This is a genomic window from Roseovarius salis, from assembly GCF_044472985.1.
Taxonomy (GTDB): Bacteria; Pseudomonadota; Alphaproteobacteria; order Rhodobacterales; family Rhodobacteraceae; genus Roseovarius; species Roseovarius salis.
In genome coordinates, this window is the sequence record NZ_JBISDG010000088.1 from 1 (window position 1) to 2,391 (window position 2,391).

The window sequence follows — 2,391 nt, forward strand, 5'->3', positions numbered from 1 at the left end:
GCGTCGCCTGCGTGTGGGGTTGTGGATTTTCGGGGAAGGGGGGGGGCGGGGAAGCAGCCGGGCGGGCCCCGCCCGGCGCCCGCCCGGAATCGCAGTGGTCGCGTTTTCAGTCGCCGGACGCGGCCGCGCCGGCCGGCCCGTCATCGGACAGCGTGACGGGCGCACCGTCCGCACCGCCGGTCTGCTCGACGGGTGCGGGGCCGTAGCTGATTGCGCTGGCCAGCACCAAACCGCCGAGCAGCGCGACCACGATGACCAGCCAGACAAGCCGCCCCCCGCCCGCGGTGTCCTGACCGCTGCGGGTGAAATCCGGCATGTCGTGCGTTCGTTGCCAATTGTGGGCCATGGGCGTTCCTCCTGTGTCAATGACACCGAGGATGCGCCCCCGCCCCACGGTCCGAAAGCCCCGGCGGCGTGTACCGGCCGGAACCGGCCAAACCCCGCGAAAACCACCGGGTGATGTCGGCCGGTCTCCGCTTTCGGCGGGTTGTTGCCAAGCATCAGGGACCGCATCAGTGCGCCACCCCCGCGGCAACGGATTCGTCGATGAAGCGCCCTTCCTTGAAGCGATCCAGCGAGAAGGCATCGCAAAGCGGCGAATAGCCCTTGGCCATGAGCTCGGCAAAGCCCCAGCCAGAGCCGGGCGTTGCCTTGAACCCGCCGGTCCCCCATCCACAGTTGATGAAACAGTTCTCCAGCGGCGTCTTGGACAGGATGGGCGAGCGGTCGCCGGTCATGTCCACGATCCCGCCCCACTGCCGCAGCATCTTGAGCCGCTGGATCATGGGGAAGGTTTCGCACAGCGCGCGCACCGTTTCCTCTATGTGGTGGAAGCTTCCCCTCTGGGTATAGTTATTGTAACCGTCGGCGCCGCCGCCGATGACCATCTCGCCCTTGTCGGACTGGCTCATGTAGCCGTGCACGGTGTTGGCCATCACGACGCAGTCCATGCAGGGCTTGATCGGCTCCGACACCAGCGCCTGCAACGCCACGCTCTCGATCGGCAGCCGGAAGCCCGCCATTTCGGCAAGGTGCCCCGAGTGCCCCGCCACAACGATACCCAGCTTGTCACAGCCGATGTCGCCGCGGTTGGTGGTCACGCCGGTGACCTTGCCGCCCTCGCTGCGGATGCCGGTGACCTCGCATTTCTGGATCACGTCCATGCCCATGGCCGAACATGCCCGGGCAAAGCCCCACGCCACCGCGTCGTGCCGGGCCGTGCCTGCGCGGGCCTGCCAGAGCCCACCGAGCACGGGGTAACGCGGCCCCTCCAGATTGATGATGGGCACGATCTGCTGCACGCGGTGGGGCGTGATGAACTCGGTATCCACCCCCTGCAGCGCGTTGGCCTGCGCGGTGCGCTTGTAGCCGCGCACCTCGGCTTCCGTCTGGGCCAGCATGATGACGCCGCGGGGGCTGTACATGATGTTGTAGTTCAGCTCCTGGCTCAGCGTCTCGTACAGGCTGCGCGATTTTTCGTATATCGCCGCCGAGGGGTCTTGCAGGTAGTTCGACCGGATGATCGTCGTGTTGCGCCCGGTGTTGCCGCCTCCAAGCCACCCCTTTTCGAGGATCGCGACGTTCGTGATGCCGAAATTCTTGCCGAGGTAATAGGCCGTTGCCAGCCCGTGCCCCCCCGCGCCGATGATGATCGCATCATACCGCTGCCGGGGCTCGGGCGAATGCCATGCCCGTTCCCAGCCCAGATGGTAGCTGAGCGCTTCCTTGGCGACGGCGAAGGCGGAGTAGCGTTTCATGGGCGTCCCCGGATCAGTTGGATTCGCAGGCAGGCTGCCATGCCTGCGTTAATGCGACATGCGGGGCCGATGCAGGATATCCTGCGCGGCATAAGATGCTCGATTCGCGACATCGGCGGCGCGTCCCGCGCGCGCCCTTGTGACCACTTGCCTCTTTTGCTCGGGTGCCGGCCCGGCTAAACGGGGACAGGTTTTCGGAGGACCCATGCTGTTCTGGATCGTGATCATAGCCCTCGGGCTCTTTTGCGGCGCCGTTCTCGGGCTCGCGGTTCTGCGCGGGCGCACTGGGGCCGAGCCGCCCGCGGCCTATGACCTGCAAGTATACCGCGACCAGCTAAAGGAGGTGGACCGCGACCTCGCGCGCGGCGTGATCGGCACCGAGGAGGCAGAACGCCTGCGTGCCGAGGTGTCACGCCGGATCCTCGCGGCGGACGCGCAGCTGCGGGCGCATGGCCGCACGGGCGGCCAGCCGAGGGCCGCGGGATGGGCCATGGCGCTGATCGCGGTCTTGGTCGTCGGGGGCGGCTCCGCGCTGATTTATTCCCGTCTCGGGGCGCCCGGCTACGAGGACCTGCCGCGCGCCTCCCGCATCGCCGCGTCGGAAGCGGCCCGCGCCGACCGGCTCGACCAGGCC

At 67.7% G+C, this 2,391-nt stretch carries 3 protein-coding genes; 1 reads left to right on the forward strand and 2 read right to left on the reverse strand.

Features of this window, described 5'->3' with window-relative positions:
* Nucleotides 1-106: 106 nt before the first annotated feature.
* Nucleotides 107-346: a hypothetical protein gene (locus ACH13J_RS18220; protein WP_397544763.1), complete on the reverse strand. Its 240-nt coding sequence runs from the start codon at nt 344-346 to the stop codon at nt 107-109.
* Nucleotides 347-512: 166 nt separating this feature from the next.
* Complete coding sequence (locus ACH13J_RS18225; protein WP_397544764.1) at nt 513-1,757, reverse strand: sarcosine oxidase subunit beta family protein; 1,245 nt, start codon at nt 1,755-1,757, stop codon at nt 513-515.
* Nucleotides 1,758-1,962: 205 nt separating this feature from the next.
* Between ACH13J_RS18225 and ccmI the strand changes: the two genes are divergently transcribed.
* On the forward strand, nt 1,963-2,391 hold a 429-nt coding region (gene ccmI / locus ACH13J_RS18230; protein WP_397544765.1), incomplete at its 3' end, for a c-type cytochrome biogenesis protein CcmI.

Coding starts and splice junctions, on each gene's coding strand:
- ACH13J_RS18220 (WP_397544763.1), bottom strand. CDS start 346: ATGGCCCACAATTGGCAACGAACGCACGACATGCCGGATTTCACCCGC.
- ACH13J_RS18225 (WP_397544764.1), bottom strand. CDS start 1,757: ATGAAACGCTACTCCGCCTTCGCCGTCGCCAAGGAAGCGCTCAGCTAC.